Origin of the sequence: Pantoea anthophila (assembly GCF_006494375.1) — a bacterium.
Classification (GTDB): Bacteria; Pseudomonadota; Gammaproteobacteria; order Enterobacterales; family Enterobacteriaceae; genus Pantoea; species Pantoea anthophila.
Genome location: NZ_VHIZ01000051.1, coordinates 44,036 through 60,925, shown reverse-complemented (window position 1 = coordinate 60,925; position 16,890 = coordinate 44,036). Strand labels below are relative to the sequence as shown.

The following is a 16,890-nucleotide window of genomic DNA, read 5'->3' as shown; positions in this document are numbered from 1 at the left end:
TTGCTTTACCAAAAAAACTTAATCATAAAAGTTAGGTGAGCATTGTTGCTATGCCGATGCTTGCTGAAGAAAACGATTCATATAAAATCGCCCATTATATTTGAAAAATATTTAACTATAGTTCAATTTAGATAGATGTTAAGAGGGGTGATTTAATGAGAATCAGATTTACGTTGTCAGAAGGGTTTGACAAAACATATCTTCCGCTGCGGTTTCGCGCCTTCTGGAATGATAATGGGGCTTGTTATCTTCGTGTTCAGATTGTTCAAGGAAAAATATTTTTCACATGTGCTCAATTGCTGAGTTACTACAATACCTCAATCACAAACGCGGTTGAGGGTGTTCGTATCTCAGCTATTGATGCCCTCATACAAGATGGAGCCTTAAAGGTATCAAATTATAAAAGTTTTTTTGACCTTTTCAAATCAAACGAACGTATGGGTAGCGAGTTCAGCGCCTGGGTTTTTGACTACATAAACAAGAATTCGGTATGGATTGAATATTACCATCAAGAGATTAGCGTTACTGATGATGACCGCTATTCCATAGTTCAATTTGTAGGCAATTCAGAACCTGACTGGTTTAGCGTTTCTCAGAGCTACCTTGAAGAGAATTACCCCGGCTTGGACTTTTCAGTTGATGAAAAGCTTTTAAGAAACTGGGTTGGGGCTAAACTCTCTACCACGGCTATAAAAGCACTTTTGAAGGAAAAAAACTGGACCATGAAAGAGGTTGCTGAAAGATGGAACCGTTCTGAGACATGGATGAGCAAAGTCGTAAATGATGCTGACAGAGATTCTTACTGGGAAGATGCTTTCAGAGGCTTACCCTCTAAATAATCTTGGATTTAAACAGGCATTTTAAAGCTCAGGTTAAGTGAGAGATTGAAAACTGCACGCTATAGAGATTGTAGAAGTTGATATGTATATACATAAGCATATACATATAAATTACTGATTTAGTAACGTGCTAAGATGTTTCGTGAACCAATAAGACAACATAAGTTGAAACATTTTCTCGTCAGAAAGGTCACAATAAATCGTGTTTATAGGATTAGCCTGTCAGCAGAGCTGACAGGCTTAATATTAACGGGTCAATTCGATCACGATAATGACCACACTGATGGCTGAGCGAACCGCCTTCAGAACAACAAGTAACATATTCATATACGTCTGCCTTGTAGTAGTTGGTCCGTTGCCTAGCGCAGTCAGCCTTACTCTTCCCCTGCGCTTTATCGTGTTGATACAGTACACAGACAACACGTTCAGCTTCGTCCCGGATGGCTCTGAGCACCGTTGCAGTCGGCACGTCGGGAACTTTGTTTGTACGTTCTTGAGCAACGCCGGCTTGATACGACCGGCCTATTTTTGTTATTCTCAGCCACACAGTACACAGACAACATGTTCAGTGTCGTCTGAAGAAGTGAGCATTTGCGTTGCAGCGCAGACCCAGCTTCTGGAAAAAGATCAGCTTGCAGCTGGTCTTTTTTTTGGCCTAAAAAGACATGTTGCCAATTATGCACAACTTATTCTCTTCAGCTTACCTTGTGGATAAGTACTACATGTAGTGGGTTCAGTTAGTTACACCGCTACATACAGCTATATTATTATTTTTCGTTCAGATAACAAGCCAGAAAAATGATGGCTGTAGGGCTTGTATTTTTTGTGGAATTTCCTAACCCCGCGACTTATAAGGCTCAACGGCATGTCAACTGCTAGGGTAAAAAATTCGAGATTTTGCTCGACCGCTGATTTTTCGCGCACTCATGCATGATTTTGATTAGGCATCTACTACAGGCGGCCTATAACGCGCATACAGCTTATATAGGCCTTTTTAGTAAAAATGCGCTTTTTCCCTGCCAGACTCACAGCACTTGTGTGAAGCCTTTTAAAGCTATTTATATTAAAACGATTAAAAAAAGACCAATAACCACTTTATGTTAACAGTGACCAGTGTTCTACTGGTTGGTTTGTAAACTCAGCAATATGCTGTGGTGAGCCATTTTCTTCCCGTATTTCCCGAGAAATTAATTCTGCCTTGAGTTCTGTAGACGACACAAAGAGGCTGTCCAGAAAAGCGATCTTTAGAACGCTAAAACAAAGGATTTAGTTTGGAATCAGCTCCTTTTCAACATGGCGACAGCGTCAGTCTCTGCCATATGAAACTGCACACGATGTTGAGCAGCCACGTCCAGCGCAAACACCTTCGTGTACACCTCAGTAGATTTAAGGTTTTTATGACCCATCAGGCTTTGAACCGCCTTTAAAGGTGTGACGGCATACAGCATGTGCATGGCATAGCTGTGCCGGAACGTGTGTAGCATAACTGGTATTGAGAACGTCACGCCGTCCTCGGCGGCTGCCTCCACAGCCTCGTTCAGCCAAGTGCGTGCCGTGCGATCAGTGATTTCCCAGAGCCTGACCTTTTCCGGCCGGCCGGTCTTTTCATTACGCCGCTCAAGCGGAATGCGCAGGGTGGCAATCATCATCTCCAGCTGGTTGACATACTGCGCGTCGGAAAGCGGCACCAGACGGTGGGTGGGTAACGATGCCGGCCGCGAGGCGGCCAGCGCGGCGGCCGGCCTTTTCCTCGCGCTGCTTCAGGATGGCCAGCTGCACGAACGGATACTGCTGACGCAGTAGAAAGTCTCCTCTCGTCAGCGCCAGGGCTTCATTGATACGCGCGCCGGTGTTCCACAGGGTAGCAAATAGTGTCTTCCGCTGCGGTACCGCTTTGCATGGGGCTTTTTTAAATTTGTGAACCTTCCTGCCAGTACGGCCTACCTGATTTTTATGTGTTATCTGTTTGTGCAGGCGTTTGGCCTCGACAAAATCTTGCTGATTCTTGTTGTTAACATGTCGGTCTGGTACCTGCCGTGGTTATTTCTGACGTCACCGATGGCTCCGCCTCCTACTGCTGAGATGGAGGCATACATCGACAGCTTCAACGCATCCCGGGAAGAGGAGTAAAAACCGGCAGAACTGGTCAGCTGGCAAGTCTGTAGCCGCCGTTCGCAGTCCTGCTCTGTCTCTGTCAGCAGCTCTATCTGAACTACCCGATGCCGCTGTCTCAGACGGCGTCGGGTCAGATAATGCACTGTAGCTGAGTAGCCTGATGCGGTAAGTCAGCTCAAAATACGTTCATACCGTGAGCGGAATGCTTTCTCTCCACCTTCCATCTGGTGGCAAATCAGCGTTTTTATTTCCTTCTCATGTAGCGCGCCGCAGAGATCCGGACGCAGTCCTGCCCGGTCGTGTTTCATGCTGATAACGTATTCCGCATCGCCGTTGACCACAATAGGCGCCGAGTGGGACACAATAATGAGCTGTCGCCGCTTTTTGTTAGCCGCGATGGCGGGAATCACGCTCTGGCTCAACATCAGGCAATCCAGATCATCCTCAGGCTGGTCGAGCAGTAGCGGATCTGTACCGTAAGAAAGCAGAAACTGCAGCATGCTCGCTCCTTTCTGGCCGGGGGAGGCCGACGTGATGTCTTCCATGCTGCCACCGGGCGCGCGGTATTTTATGTAGATCCCGTCATCCGGATACCAGCACATCAGCGCGTCCAGTGCCTCATCCTGCAGACTCTTGAGCCGGTTTTTGAAAGCCCCGTGTAGCCCCTGTCCTGCGTCGGGCTCGTCTCTTTTTATTGCCTGATGCAGTATCTTCAGGTCGTTGAGTCGGGCATATTTGGCTTCCGTCACCGCCGGTAACGGGTTAAATGTAAGGCTGCTGATGAACGAATGAAGCAGCCCGCTTTGCGCTTCCCCATCATAAATCCGTTCGGCGAAGTTTGTGATACCGGTTACTCTCTGGTAATCCGTCAGAACGATTTCGGGAGGCGCAGAGAGGGGCAGGATTTTAATTTCCAGGTCCTGAAGATGAAGCGAGGCCAGAAACTCCCGACGCTTTTCCGTGAGCGCCATACGATGCTTGCGCATATCGGTGAGCAAGCGCTCGATGCGCTCTTCCGATGCAGCAACGGCCTCATCCAGCCCGTCAAATTCCTTCAGTTCATTTCTGTAGCGCTCGCACCGCTCCATCAACTCGTCTAACGTGTCCGGGTTAAGGCCTTGCGACCTGAGGGCAGTTGCCTCGCTTTCGGCATTACCCCGTTCGACCTCTACGGCCGCGCTGAGCGCCGAGAAAAGGGGACCTGTTCTGAACTCTTCAAGCGCCGCGGCACTTATAGTCAGCAGATTATCTGCCTCATAATCAAAGCGCTGCTGCAGGGATGAAAGATTGTGTAAAAATTCTGCCAGACCAGCAGAGGGGTCAATAGGGTTTTCCGCAAGATGTGAACCTGTCACAAGCGCTTTCAGTGCAGCGATCCTTTCCGCGTACAGCTCCAGCGCCGAGCCCGCTGAAGACAGTTCCTGCTCAGCGACCGCCAGCTTCTGGCGAACGGGATAATAGGCACTTTTACTCAGTTGACTTACGGCATGTTCAGCATCTGCGGGCAAGCCAGACAGGGAAGAGGCGCTCAGGCGTCGCGCAAGATGTCCCCTAAGCGTGATTTGCTCATTTTTAAAATCTCTTTCAAGCTGAGCCCAGTGGTCGGTCCATGCGCGCTTGTTGACAATAACACTGTCGTCACAAACGCGCAGGAAGGCGCCGTTATCAGAGGCCAGTTCATAGAGCATCTTCTGGCTGAATACTGAAAGTGGAAAACGATCGGCGGCCCAGTCTGAATCTTCAACCCATTCGTTATCTTTAAGCGTATGTAGGGTATGTACATCGCCCGGCCGCCAGCTCAGGCGGAAATCCGCGCCATCTTTACGGAACACGCACTCAATGACCGAGTCCGCGTGCATTCCCTGACCAATCTGCCTGAACTGTGCCAGCGTTCTATCTCGTTCTGGTGACAGCCCCGTAGTCTTTCGCATTGCCAGCCGAATGCTCTCAATGAGAGTAGACTTACCATTCCCGCGTGAGCCAATGACGGCATTGTAAAAAGGACTGAACTCCACGTCAGCCGTTTCATTACCGGGAGGTGAACAGAGGCGGGTTCTGAACCTGAGGCTGCGCAGCTGAAATGCGGGTTCATCAGGCGGAGGAGCATCAAACAGAACACAGTTTTCATGATCAAGCAATGCGTGCCGCAACCCGTCAAAGTCCGGAGATGCCATCTTTAACCAGCAGGTACGGGCGCCTGCCTGGTCAGGATGATGGGCGTCCGATCCACGAAGGTAAGGCAGATTTTGAATAAGGCGCTTGTGGGTGCCGTTCGTGATAGCGCCCGGTTGGTGTCTGATTTCCACAGCATGCGGTTCAGCGCGGAACGCATCTTCAAGCTCCGTCTGATTGGTAAGGCCTAATATGCCCTTAACTGCATCTATATGGGCAAGAATGCACAAAGCCTCGGAATGACGCCGGATAGTGCTGACGATCCCTGCGGGACCGCTTTGTAGAACCAGCTGATGATTTTGCTCGCCACGGGGAAAGGAAGAAGGGCCGTTACACTGCCCGATAAGTTTTTCTACATCAGCGCTGGTGCAGTCCGTATGCAGGACCGCGAGTATGTGAACATTACCGGTAGCGGTAAGCTCTACTCCCGGGAACAGCGTCAGCGGGTGATAGTCAGGCAAATCACCGGTCTGCGCGTCTCGGGCCATTTGCTCCAGTTCGCTTTTGAGGCGATCAATCCAGGCTCCCGTGTTATGGTCGCTGATGATAACGCCGTCAACATGCCGGCGCATATAAGCCTGCAACCATTCCCTTTCTGTTATGCCAGGTTCTCTATAATCGTCAGAAGCAGGGGTATGATTATGAAAATCGAATTTGTACCAACGTGATCCAACCGACATTGTCCATTATTCCGTGTCTACTTAGGATTATTCCTACTATAAAGCCAGAAAACCTCCGTGTGATGAAATATTTTGTCATATATGACTCATTTTTTGACTTGTCATTTCTCACTCATAGCAAATATTTCTGAACAGCAGACTGCGATCGGCACCAAAATACCTTCTTTTACTTGAGGTTCCTTCTGCGCGATTCATCAGCAGCAAGGCTATATGTTTGCCACAGATTGGAGTTCCGTTCAGCGTTGCCTTTCCGCTTTCAACGTTATCTCACCACCAGTATTTCTTTAAGCCGGGTTGTATATCGGGGAGACAACATCTCGCGCTTCATTTGCCACGCTTTATTCGTTCCCTGACCAGCGAACCAGACTTTGCCTAGCCCTGAACTGTTGATCTGGTCCAGGGCCGACATGAGAGCATCAGTATTCGCGCGCGGCAGCTGCTGACTGAACATGTCCAGCTGTGCAACACTTGACTGGTAAAAATCCCCTAGGGTGACGCCCGCTTTTGCGTACCGGTAACCGTCGCGCCATATTGCGTCAAGAGTCCGCAATGCCAGTCCGATAATGTCCCGGGTGTCACTGGTTGGATATTCGCACGTCATAGCCGCTGAGTTGGCATACTGTGGTTCGTTCCCGTATCGTCCTGTATTGACTGACACACTGACGTGCTGACACTTCGAGCCCTCTTCTCTGAGCTTTTCACTGGCACGCGTGGCGTACGTTACGACAGCCTGCTGCAGGTCTTCGATACTGGTTACACGTTGTCCGAAACTGCGGCTCACAACAATCTGCTGTTTTGGCGGTGGGGCATCTTCCAGAGCCAGACAGGATTCACCGTTGAGTTCGCGAACCGTACGCTCAACTATCACATCAAATCTTTTCCGAATCATGCTGATGTTACTGTCAGCCAGCTGGAGCGCTGTATTAATCCCCATCGTATGCAGTCGCTTACTCAGCCTGCCACCGATCCCCCAGATGTCCTCAACGCTAACCAGTGCGAGTAATTTTCTCTGGCGATCCGGGCTGGTTAAATCGACGATACCACCTGTACGTGTCCATTTTTTAGCAGCAAAATTAGCGAGTTTAGCCAGTGTCTTTGAAGGGCCAAAACCAACGCCGATCGTTAGTCCAATCTCTTTCTTCACTCGATTCCGCATCTGCAGGCCAAAGTCTTCCAGTGGCATATACGAAGAAATGCCACTGACATCCAGAAAGCTTTCATCTATCGAGTAAATTTCCTGGCCTGGTGCCATTTCACCTAGGATGGCCATCATTCTGGCGGACATGTCGCCATTTATGTGGAATGGAAAATCTACAGGATTAGTTCGGATTTGAATGACTGCTATGAGCGAAAAGCAGACGCGGAGCTTACCTGTTTTATTGCGATTAAAATGCTGCCACTTCCCTTTTTATCCCCTGGTATAAAGTTAATGAATAAAAATCCGATAATGATGCTTAACCTTCATTTCAGATGAAGGTTTTAAATTTTATACTAATGAGTTCTTTCAACCAGGATTAAATATGAGTAATTTCCTTAACAATATAAATCTTTCCACTAAGTTTATTATCCTGGGCTTGTTCTGTCTGGTTCTTTTTTGCGTTCCAACCGTGCTTTTTGTTTCTGAAGGCAATAAATATATTCAGGATAAGCAGCGGGAAGTGACAGGGGTACCTGTTGAGAACCGGATTCTGGCGCTGCTGAATCTGATGCAGCGCCATCGTGCAGAGACAGCCCTTGCTGTTGCACAAAAAAAACCTGCCGCTTCATCGCGTATTCAGGTCCGGGATGACATTGTTAGTATCTTTGATGCCATCACGAAAGAGATGGCGCAGACAAAAGGGAGTGCCAGTGTAATTGAAAAAATCAACGGTGTACGCGCGCAGTGGGATGGCCTGCAGCAGGACATTGATGCATCTAAACTGGATCAGACAGCCAGCCTTAACGCACATGCGCTGCTCATCCGCAGACTTCTGAATGCAAACCGGGATGTGCTGGATTTTTACGGACTGTCACTTGATTCAGATATCGGTACCTATCGACTGATTACCAGTAATTTTTCATCATTGCCTGAACTGACCGAAAGCCTCGGTAAAATTCGTGCATTCGGTACCTCACTGCTTGCCAGAAATGACACCATCAGCGAGGCGGACTCCGTCCGTATGGAGTCCTTACTCAACACGGGTGCATATAACCTGAATCTGTTTACTCAGGACTCTGAAAAACTTTTTTCCTCTGATGCCGGGATGAAGCAGAAATTCAGTGAGGGTGCAGGCGCGGCCGTACAGGAAGCAAATAATGCACTGAAAACCGCCGGGGCCTTATTTATTGTCCGCAATATGACGAATCAGAGTCCGCAGGACTACGTGGCTCTTTTTACCAGCGCGATTAACAGGTTCAGCACCTACGCAATTGCAGGCGGTAACGAACTGAATGACATGCTGAACCAGCAGATTCTGGACCACCGACACGCACAGTATGGTTTGCTGGGCGTTCTTCTGTTTATGGTCCTGCTGTCAGTGGTATTTGCTCTGATCATTATCCGTTCTGTTACCCGACCTATCGGGGCTGCGTCAAAGCTTGCGCTTGAAGTGGCAGGAGGCGATCTGACGGCCTCTTTTTCCGTGACGGGACGCAATGAAACAGCCGGACTGCTCAGGGCATTACTGCAGATGAGTCAGCGCCTGACGTTGACAGTAGAGAACATAAAAAGTAATGCTGTCACCATTGCCACCTCATCTGAGGAAATTGCCCGCGGTAACGGCGACCTCTCTGCGCGAACGGAAGAGCAGGCTGCATCGCTGGCTGAAACGGCCGCCAGTATGGAACAGCTCTCTTCAATCATCGGCAATAATGCTGAAAATACACGTTATGCAGCCGAAATGGCCAGTTCGGCTACCAGCGCGGCATTGCGTGGCGGCCAGGCCATGGAATCAGTGCTGGGTTCTATGGAGAAAATAAGCAACAGTGCAGGGCAGATTAAGGAAATTATCTCTGTTATTGACGGGATTGCGTTTCAGACGAATATTCTCGCGCTAAACGCGGCTGTCGAAGCTGCGCGGGCCGGTGAGCACGGTAAAGGCTTTGCCGTTGTTGCGGCTGAAGTCAGGTCGCTGGCACAGCGCTCGGCGGGGGCAGCGAAGGAAATCAAAGGGCTGATCGAACAGTCTGTGGAGAATGCTGAGCAGGGCATTTCGATGGCCCGTGATGCTGGTGAAAAAGTTAAGGAAAGCATGGATGCGATTGAACAGACAGCACAGCTGGTCAGGGAAATTTCGTCTTCTTCTGAAGAGCAGAGTGCGGGCGTATCGCAGATAAATATTGCAGTGACGCAGATGGATCAGGTGACGCAGCAGAATGCCCTGCTGGTTGAAGAGTCTGCATCGTCCGCTGACGAACTGGCAAGCCGGGCGGCTAATCTCAGGGATGCTGTCAGCGTGTTCCGCACCAGCGCTGTCGGATGACTAGGTAAAGCACTTTCATTCTTAGCCGGCAAGCGTCGTGCTGCCGTAAGCGCACCTATCCGGACCTTCAGAATTATATCAGCACTTTTTAAGCCATCCTCAGCGATGGCTTATGCCGTTCCCGGCCGTCATTATCGCCCTCCCCCTTTTACAACACCGGTAAAAAACATACCTAATCCAGATTTTTACGATTACTCCGGAAAATTTATTCAAAAGCGGTATTTAAAATCAATTGCAACCCTGCAGGCCTGCCGCAGAAAGGAGAATAATGTAAGGTATTTGACAGGGGCCGGGAAGGGTAAAAACAGTGTTTGCTTATAAAGTGATTAGTCCGCTTTTGGCACAAAGCGGTCCGCTTTACCCTTCGGGTTTTAGGGGCAATCTTTCAAGAGCCTGTTCGATTTTCTCTGCGTCCTGTTCCACGATGGCTCTTTCATCGGGTGTGAGCGGAACTTCTTCAAGGTAACGTCTGACGGAGGCCTTGCTTTCCAGTACCAGCCCGCGCGCGCTCTCCTTCAGCAGGTTAAAATCGCAGCCGATACAGGCCATACGGTGCTGACAGCTGCTCCAGAAGGGGTTCGTACAGTATGAGTCACCCAGATCATAGTACGTCGCGGGGCCGGTCAGACTCACGGCTTCCGGATCGTGGTCAATCAGCACGCTTATCATGTGGGTGACCCTGTCTGCTTTTACGAACGATGCTGCCAGCTGAGTCGGGCGGATGCGGATATAATGCATTGTCGACTGTGCAGATGAGTGACCTGACCACTGCATCAGCTCATGTAAAGACATCCCCCCGGCAACACTGGCCAGTGCTGTAACGGCAGAAGCACGGCCCCGATGGCTTGTAATGGGACCACGTGAATCTTCTGCAGCCATACCCGCTCTGGCGCAGAGAAGCGGAATGACAGTGAGATTTACTATATTTCTTCCCACCGGTTTACCCCGGTTCTGAAACAGATAACGAACTTTTTCACCGGTGCGTTCATCCGTAAGTGCTGCCTGCTCCTGAGGACGCTCACTGAGCCAGATATCGACATATTTTTTCACAACAGACGAGACCGGCTTAACAAAAGCTTTAGACGTTTTGCCGGCCGGCACGCTGAGATAGCACAGGGTGCCGGCCGGGATAGCGCTGCCGTTTTCCTGCGGAATGTCATCCGCCTGCGGAGTAACGCAGCTGATTGTCAGACGCATAAGTTCGTTCTGCCCGAACGAGCGGGAGTTGACTATCTGCTGCTTCGGCGGCGGTGCGTCCTCAAGCGCCAGGCACGACTCGCCGTTCAGCTCCCGCACGGTGCGCTCGGTGATGACGTCAAAGTTCTTTCGTATCATGCTGACGTTGCTGTCGGCCAGCTGCAGCGCAGTGGTAATGCCCAGCTGGTTCATACGCACGCTGATTCGCCGCCCGATGCCCCAGACGTCGCTGACGTCGGTGAGCTGCAGCAGCTTCCGCTGCCGGCTCCGGTCAGACAGATCTACTACGCCCCGGGTCTGGATCCACTTTTTGGCCGCATGGTTAGCAAGTTTGGCCAGCGTTTTGGTCGGCCCGAACCCCACACCGATAATCAGTCCTGTCTCCCGCCTTATGCGCTCGCGCATCTGCTGTCCGAACTTTTCAAGCGGTATGAGGCTGCCAATTCCGGTGACATCCAGGAAAGATTCATCAATGGAATAGACTTCTTGTCCCGCAGCCATCTCGCCCAGGATGGCCATCATGCGTGCAGACAGGTCGCCATTTATGTGGAATGGAAAATTAAAGTAAGGTGAGGCGAAGTGCATATCACCATTTTTTTGGAACACGCGAGAAACCGGGCCTTCTCGGCAGTCTGTTAATTGTTCACAGGAATATTCAGATGCAGCCAGAGCTTAACAATTTAGGGGATTCAGATGCAGAAGAATATAGCTCTTTTTTCTTAGATTGTTCTGCAGGTTAGCATAATTCCCGGTTATCAATGACCGGTTGGTAGCACTCTTAATCCTGGTTGGATTACTCCTTCTGATTACCTGTTACATCTTTTACTGAAATGTACTGATGATTAACTGAATTTCCGTCATCACACGCCGATATAGCGCCTGATGCATATTTTGTGCCTCGATACGCTGACCAGGAGAAGTGATGTTCCGGAAATTATTAAAAAAAGCGCCTGCCGCTGAACGGGCTGAGGCAGTCACATCTGCAGTACCGGCTGTTGAGACGGTCTGCGCAGATAACAGCGACACTCTGCTGCTGAAGTGTCTGATGAATATCAGTCAGGCGTGCGTGTGGTACGCTGATGCATCTGACCTGCGGACTGATTCGCCCGCGTTTTACTCACCTCCTGCCCGTCGTCTTTTAGGACTGTCATCTCAGGAGGAATCCGGGCTCGCCTCACTGGCGCAGAGGGTTCATCCGGATCACAGGGACGCTTTCAGAAATTTCATTCATTATGCAGTCAGCCACAGCGCCGTCGGTGATCCCCTGCGCTGCCGTATCAAAACGGATGCAGATAATTTTCAGTGGTTCCTTCTCCGGGCTCAGTACAGCGCAGACTTTACGCCGCCCCGGCTGGTTGGCACTATTGAAAATATCAGGGAAGAAACCGAGCAGGCCCGCCTTTTCGATATCGTTTCGACACGATTTGACCTGTCCCGGGAAATGCTTAACGACGGACTCTGGGACCTCGACATTATCGGTGGAAATCCGCTCAACCCGGACAACGTATTCTGGTGGTCACCGCAGTTCAGAAAGCTGCTTGGCTTTGAAACGGCTGAAGAATTTCCGGACGTAATGGACAGCTGGGCGTCACGCCTTCACCCCGAAGATAAACAGGCTGCGCTTGACGCGTTTGTCAGCCATCTCATGGACTTCAGCGGTAAAACCGGTTTCGATATCGAATATCGTCTCAAACTGCGCAGCGGGGAGTACCGGTGGTTTCAGGCCCGGGGCCAGACAAAACGCGCGGCAGACGGGACGCCACTGCGTGCTGTCGGTGCGCTTATTGACATTCAGGGACGTAAAGACCGGCTGCAGCACGAAGAAAGTGAAATCAGGCGGAATATCCAGACCGCTGAAACCGCTAAAGAAATCGCGGAACTGGTCTCTGAAAACGGAAGCATTGCCGCGCAGATTAAACTCATTTCGCTCAACGCCAGTATTGAGGCCGCAAGGGCCGGAATACACGGCAGAGGATTTTCTGTTATCGCCAGCGCTATCAGGGGGCTGGCCGAAAGAACAGCGGATATCACCGGGCAGATTTCCCGCCTGCAGATGCGCATAAAAAGTTTTGCTGCGGACACTGACAAATCAGATATGCGCTGAGCCTCCGGCATTATGTGTATTCATATCAGCCAGCCGCCTGCTCTGCCCTGAGAGTAAGGTGCGGGATACGCTTAACAGCCCGGGTGGCTGCTTTTTCAGATGCAGTGAGGTAAGTCCTGCCGGTGACCTGTGCACGGGAACGAAGCTCAGGCGACGTGCTGCCGGCAGGCAGCTCAGCCCCAGTTGACGACAGAAAATATAATTGTCAGGGACCTGTTATTTTAATGCGCACGGCCGATACTGGCTGTATGCGCACCTGACCGGTTGTGTGATTTTTACGCTGGCTGCGCGCGCCCTGATTGCTTTTTCCGGCGCAGGGCCGCTGCGGACAGGGCAGATCCGGTCTTTCCGGCATTCATACTCACTTCAGGACAGATTACGGGTTTTTTCTGGCAGCAGGCAGGTATTGTGCGGGAAGCACGTCCCGTCCCGGACTGATTAAAAACAGCACAATGCTTACTGATTACACCGACGGGCGCTCCCGGATGCGCCGGAAACTTTTCCGGCTGGCCATGATTAATATAGTCACTATCGTTTTACTGTCATCCGTCTGGGAATTCTGGCTGGAAGAGCGGGCTTCGCGCGCGCTTGGCCTCAGCTATGATGCCGGTTTTGAAACGGGTGAGAGGCTGAGGTTTATCCTGACCTCCACGGCCTTTGCGGGTCTGGCAACGATAATCCCGGGCCTGCTCATCGCCGGCCTCATCCGCAGAAGCCTGGTCGCTGAGAAAAGCGCTCTCCGGCTGGCCGGAACGGATGACCTTACCGGCACCGGTAACCGCAGGGCGTTTACCGCCCGGCTTGCTGAGCTTGATGCCGGCGGGATCCCCTACACACTTACCCTGATTGACGTTAACGATTTTAAAAGCATTAACGACCTTCACGGGCATTCGCAGGGCGATGCTGTACTGGTTGCTCTGGCCGGACTGCTGTCCGGATTTTCCGGCCCCGAAACGCACATATTCCGCATCGGTGGCGATGAGTTTGCCGTCATCGCCGGAGAGGCTGATGAGTATGAAGCGACAGGGACAGCACAAAGCCTTCTCCGTCACGCGGCGGACGTACGGACCGGACCTGGAACCTTCCTGAGCCTGTCGGCGGGCATCGCCAGTCCGGCCTGCAGTGCCGGATATGACATCGTGCGGGCGGCCGACCTTGCCATGTACGAGGCGAAGCGGGATACAGCGCATCCGGTAGTCCGGTTTACGCCAGGCCTGGAGCAGCGGTTCCGGCGCAGGGAAAAATTGCAGAATGACGTTGCCATGGCCGTCAGAAATCACGATATTGTGCCTTTCCTGCAGCCGCTGGTCTGCCTTAAGACGGGCCGCATCAGGGGGTTTGAGATACTGGCGCGGTGGATAAATGCTTCCGGACGGGCCGTTGCCCCGGACGTATTTCTTCCCGTAGTGGAGAAACTGGGACTCATGGACACGCTGACCGCCCGCCTTCTGGAAGCCGTCGTCCCGCTGACGCCGGAGTGGCCGGCAGGCCTTCATCTGGCGCTGAATATCACGCCGGAACAGCTGCTCAAGCCGGCGCTCACGGCGTGCCTGTCCCGCCTCATGCAGCATGCCGGACCGGTCCGTCTGGAGCTGGAAATTACTGAGCAGCAGGTAATGACGATATCAGAAGATGCCCGGCGGGCTATCCGGACCCTGAAAGCATCCGGCATCGGCGTGGTGCTGGATGACTTTGGCACCGGCTACTCCAACCTGTCGGTCCTGCTGGGGCTGGGTATCACCCATATCAAGATAGACCGCTCGTTCATCTCTGACCTGATAAACAACGCTCAGAAGGAAAAGGTGGCTGAAACCATGCTGCTGCTGTGCAAAGCGCTGGGTGTTACGGTGACGGCGGAGGGGATTGAAGACGCCGCAACGCTTGAATGGCTCCGGCGGCAGGGCTGTGATTACGGCCAGGGCTACCTCTTCAGCCAGCCCGTTCCGGCAGAGCGTGCCACCGATCTGACTGCATCCCATCCGATCCCGGGTTTCGGTGCAGGCAGTACCTTACCGGCGAAGTAAGGCTGTATCGCCTGTAGCCGGGCGGGCTGAGCAAGACCTGCCTGCACGTCACGCCCGGCTAAGCAGGATTTACGGAACATTCATCCTGAGACGGCCTGACGGGCTCAGGCATGCCGGGGACCATGCACTGACGGATGTTATTACCGTGCGCAGCAGAATATTCAGGTGATGTGGATGCCTGGCACGACCATGAAAAACTATATTGTGCACAACTATGTTGTGCTCAACCCTCCTGAATGCGCGCTTTCTGCCGATACCCTTTCATCAAACACATGTTTCCCGGAGAACTGATGAAGATTTCAACGCGCCTCAGCGCAGGCTTTGGCCTGCTTATCCTGCTTTTTGTCCTGTGCACGGGCATTGCCGTTCACGCCCTGAGGCAGGCCACGGAGGGTATGAACGACACCGTCGACGTGAAGATGAAGCGCTTTGCCCTGGTCGTGGATATGCGTAACAGCATGCGCGACATGGCTATCGCGGCCCGTAACCTTGCGCTGCTGTCCGACCCGGCCCAGATGCAGCCCGAGTGGCAGCGCATGACGGCCCAGCGTGAGGTTTATATTCAGAAGCGTGAACAGCTGGAAAAAAGCATGTCCGTTAACGTATCCGCGCAGGGAAAAACCCTGCTGGAGAAATCCCTTTCGGCAGAAGACGCCGCGCTTTCCACGCTGATGGCGGCCGGAAAGCTGGGCCTGGAGAACCGCCAGCAGGAGGCCACCGCGTTTCTGATGACCACCGCCCGGCCGGCGCAGAGGGTTCTGCTGAACGCCCTTGATAACCTGACGGACACTGAGATGCAGCTGAGCCGGGATACGGGGGCAGAAAACAGCGCCCGCACCGCCCGGACCGCCGTTATCCTGTCGGGCCTGGCCGCGCTGTCCGTCCTGCTGTCAGTGGGCACCTGTTATCTTCTGGTCCGCATGCTGATGCGCCAGCTGGGTGGTGAGCCCGCTCAGGCTCAGGCGCTGGCCGCCGCCATCGCCGCCGGTGACCTGACCTCGCCGGTCACGCTGCGCCGCGGCGACACCGTCAGCCTGCTCGCCTCGCTGGACGGCATGCAGGCCAACCTGCGCGGCCTGGTGTCGCAGATTAAGGACGCATCCGCTTCGGTGGCGCTGGCCGCAGACGAGATTTCGCAGGGGAATACCGAGCTCTCCTCGCGCACCGAGCAGCAGGCCGCTGCCCTGCAGGAGACGGCCGCCAGCATGGAGCAGCTGACCGCCACGGTGAAAAGCAACGCGGCCGGCGCACACCAGACCGCGGGCACGGCGCGCGAGACGGCCACGCTGGCCCGCGCCGGTGAGGCAGACGTGCAGCGCATGTCGGAGACCATGAATGAGATTTCGATGAGTGCGGTGCGGGTACGGGATATCACCTCAGTCATTGAGGGTATCGCGTTTCAGACCAACATTCTGGCGCTCAATGCGGCCGTGGAGGCCGCACGCGCCGGCGAAGAGGGCCGGGGGTTTGCCGTTGTGGCGGGGGAGGTCAGGTCACTTGCCCAGCGCAGCGCCAGCGCCGCGCGGGACATCAAGCTGCTGATTGAACAGGCCGTGTCCCAGGTAGAGGGCGGCGTCGCCGCGGCCGCCGGTACGGGGGAGAGTATCCTGAGGATTGTCGGCATGGTAGGCGAACTGGCTGACGCCATGGACAGCCTTTCCCTCTCCTCCGGCGAGCAGATGCAGGGTATCTCTCAGGTCAGCATCGCCGTCAGCCAGATGGACGGCGTGACGCAGAACAACGCCGCCCTGGTGGAGGAGTCCTCTTCGGCATCGCAGTCGCTGTCAGAGCAGGCCCGCGCCCTGCGCGGCATGGTGGAGACCTTCCGCGTATGATGAAAGACAGACACGCCGCATTCGCCGGCACGGACCGTATTACTTCACTTAAAGCCGACGTGGACGCGCTGCTGCGGCAGCTCAGCGAGGGGGAATACGTGAGCGTGGACACGTTTGCCAACAACTGGGTTCACCTGACGGCCCTGTACGCGAAAATTCAGGAGCAGATGAACGACCGGGTCCTGATGGACCGGCTGGTCCGCACTGACCTGCTGCTGACCGCCGACCTGATGGCGGTGGGCCGGATGATTATGGTGATGAACAATTTTCTGCGCTGCACAGCCGCCGCACGCTGAACCGGCCGGTTCACATTGACATCAATTTAATCTGACTCAATACTGTGCGCCCTCAACGGGGCGCGGACCCGCTGCTGTACGTCCGCCCCGCCGGAAAAGTGCGGCCCCGCCCGGAAGATATGCAAGATGAACCCCACGGGAACCGCGTTGCGGCTCACGCTGCAGCG

General features: G+C 53.0%; 9 protein-coding genes and 3 pseudogenes. 7 read left to right on the top strand and 5 right to left on the bottom strand.

The annotated features are described in order from the left end of the window. Window positions 1-155 precede the first annotated feature (155 nt). Complete coding sequence (locus FJW00_RS15035) at window positions 156-839, top strand: hypothetical protein (protein WP_140924726.1); 684 nt, start codon at window positions 156-158, stop codon at window positions 837-839. A 1,277-nt stretch (window positions 840-2,116) separates the two neighbouring features. Here the strand turns inward: FJW00_RS15035 and FJW00_RS15030 are convergent. Further along, window positions 2,117-2,723 (bottom strand): annotated as a pseudogene (locus FJW00_RS15030) (tyrosine-type recombinase/integrase); the annotation flags it as partial. 69 nt (window positions 2,724-2,792) lie between these two features. Between FJW00_RS15030 and FJW00_RS22380 the strand changes: the two are divergent. Next, entirely contained in the window at window positions 2,793-2,969 is a 177-nt protein-coding gene (locus FJW00_RS22380; RefSeq protein WP_181405387.1) for a hypothetical protein, read from the top strand. 155 nt (window positions 2,970-3,124) lie between these two features. On the opposite strand, the gene ppl is transcribed toward FJW00_RS22380, so the two are convergent. Next, complete coding sequence (gene ppl / locus FJW00_RS15025) at window positions 3,125-5,806, bottom strand: anti-phage protein Ppl (RefSeq protein ID WP_140924724.1); 2,682 nt, start codon at window positions 5,804-5,806, stop codon at window positions 3,125-3,127. 262 nt (window positions 5,807-6,068) lie between these two features. Further along, on the bottom strand, window positions 6,069-7,103 hold the full coding sequence (gene umuC, locus FJW00_RS15020; protein WP_258317049.1) for a translesion error-prone DNA polymerase V subunit UmuC: 1,035 nt from the start codon (window positions 7,101-7,103) through the stop codon (window positions 6,069-6,071). A gap of 223 nt (window positions 7,104-7,326) precedes the next feature. Between umuC and FJW00_RS15015 the strand changes: the two genes are divergently transcribed. Further along, complete coding sequence (locus tag FJW00_RS15015; protein ID WP_140924720.1) at window positions 7,327-9,267, top strand: methyl-accepting chemotaxis protein; 1,941 nt, start codon at window positions 7,327-7,329, stop codon at window positions 9,265-9,267. Between the two features lie 357 nt (window positions 9,268-9,624). Here FJW00_RS15015 and FJW00_RS22375 read toward each other — a convergent pair. Both FJW00_RS22375 and FJW00_RS22760 read right to left on the bottom strand, forming a co-directional pair. Then, a pseudogene (locus FJW00_RS22375) lies at window positions 9,625-10,476 on the bottom strand (tyrosine-type recombinase/integrase); the annotation flags it as partial. A 321-nt stretch (window positions 10,477-10,797) separates the two neighbouring features. Next, window positions 10,798-11,049: pseudogene (locus tag FJW00_RS22760) on the bottom strand (Y-family DNA polymerase); the annotation flags it as partial. 856 nt (window positions 11,050-11,905) lie between these two features. Here FJW00_RS22760 and FJW00_RS22690 point away from each other — a divergent pair. The 4 genes from FJW00_RS22690 to FJW00_RS14990 all read left to right on the top strand — a co-directional run bounded on the left by FJW00_RS22690 (window position 11,906) and on the right by FJW00_RS14990 (window position 16,723). Continuing rightward, on the top strand, window positions 11,906-12,568 hold the full coding sequence (locus FJW00_RS22690) for a methyl-accepting chemotaxis protein (RefSeq protein WP_309147971.1): 663 nt from the start codon (window positions 11,906-11,908) through the stop codon (window positions 12,566-12,568). A gap of 485 nt (window positions 12,569-13,053) precedes the next feature. Then, a complete protein-coding gene (locus FJW00_RS15000; protein WP_140924716.1) occupies window positions 13,054-14,592 on the top strand; it encodes a putative bifunctional diguanylate cyclase/phosphodiesterase in 1,539 nt (512 codons plus the stop codon). Window positions 14,593-14,882: 290 nt separating this feature from the next. Further along, entirely contained in the window at window positions 14,883-16,427 is a 1,545-nt protein-coding gene (locus FJW00_RS14995; RefSeq protein WP_140924713.1) for a methyl-accepting chemotaxis protein, read from the top strand. Continuing rightward, the gene (locus FJW00_RS14990) at window positions 16,424-16,723 is read left to right on the top strand and encodes a hypothetical protein (protein ID WP_140924711.1); all 300 of its coding nucleotides are present in this window, start codon (window positions 16,424-16,426) and stop codon (window positions 16,721-16,723) included. Before FJW00_RS14995 ends, FJW00_RS14990 begins: the two co-directional genes overlap by 4 nt. Window positions 16,724-16,890: the final 167 nt, after the last annotated feature.

What these genes read in the sequence shown, in the direction of transcription:
- FJW00_RS15035 (WP_140924726.1), top strand. Translation starts at nt 156, where the DNA reads ATGAGAATCAGATTTACGTTGTCAGAAGGGTTTGACAAAACATATCTT.
- FJW00_RS22380 (WP_181405387.1), top strand. Translation starts at nt 2,793, where the DNA reads ATGTGTTATCTGTTTGTGCAGGCGTTTGGCCTCGACAAAATCTTGCTG.
- ppl (WP_140924724.1), bottom strand. Translation starts at nt 5,806, where the DNA reads ATGTCGGTTGGATCACGTTGGTACAAATTCGATTTTCATAATCATACC.
- FJW00_RS15015 (WP_140924720.1), top strand. Translation starts at nt 7,327, where the DNA reads ATGAGTAATTTCCTTAACAATATAAATCTTTCCACTAAGTTTATTATC.
- FJW00_RS22690 (WP_309147971.1), top strand. Translation starts at nt 11,906, where the DNA reads ATGCTTAACGACGGACTCTGGGACCTCGACATTATCGGTGGAAATCCG.
- FJW00_RS15000 (WP_140924716.1), top strand. Translation starts at nt 13,054, where the DNA reads ATGCGCCGGAAACTTTTCCGGCTGGCCATGATTAATATAGTCACTATC.
- FJW00_RS14995 (WP_140924713.1), top strand. Translation starts at nt 14,883, where the DNA reads ATGAAGATTTCAACGCGCCTCAGCGCAGGCTTTGGCCTGCTTATCCTG.
- FJW00_RS14990 (WP_140924711.1), top strand. Translation starts at nt 16,424, where the DNA reads ATGATGAAAGACAGACACGCCGCATTCGCCGGCACGGACCGTATTACT.